1 pseudogene is annotated in these 620 nt (G+C 67.9%); it reads right to left on the reverse strand.

Annotated elements, in window-relative coordinates:
* Nucleotides 1-399 (reverse strand): annotated as a pseudogene (locus tag DD1DGNOD_RS27490) (hypothetical protein); the annotation flags it as partial.
* Nucleotides 400-620: the final 221 nt, after the last annotated feature.

Consider the following 620-nt stretch of genomic DNA (forward strand, 5'->3'; position numbering starts at 1 on the left):
GACGTATGCGGCGTCGTCTTCCTGGTGGGCGTCGTCTTCCTGGTGGACGTCGTCCCAGTCGAACGACTCGCCGACGACGCCGCATACGTCCAGGCCGGGGGCCTCCCGCAGCGCCCGCGCCGTCACGTTGCCGACCAGGGCTCTTCCCTTTTCCGGATCCCGGACGACCACCTTCGCGCTGCCGGCCGCGGCCACCAGAAGCTGCGCGCTGCGGTTGCCGGCGATCCGCCAGGCCGAGCTGAACCCGGTGAACTCGTCCTTGAGCGCGTCGCGCACCCATTGTTCGAGCCGGTGGACGAGCTCGGATGCGCCGACGTTCTCCCGCCGTTTGGTGGTGTCGAAGATGAAATTCTGGTTTCCCGACGTCTCGATAAGGACGACGTGACAGGTGACGCCCATCTGGTGGTCCTTCCGTGTGCCCTGCCCGTTACTCCTGTTACCTCTGTGACTCCGTTACCAGCGATAACGGCCGCCCGTTGCCGTTCCCACGTCCCCCCGCGGGCGGTAACCGTCGGTCCCGTCATCGGAAAGGATCGGGACCGACGGTCCCCCCGCATCTACGTCTGACGGACGACGCCCGCCTGCGTGGCGGAGTCCCCGCCAACCGCCCCGCCAACCGC

The organism is Candidatus Protofrankia californiensis (assembly GCF_900634765.1).
In the GTDB taxonomy this organism is placed as follows: domain Bacteria; phylum Actinomycetota; class Actinomycetes; order Frankiales; family Frankiaceae; genus Protofrankia; species Protofrankia californiensis.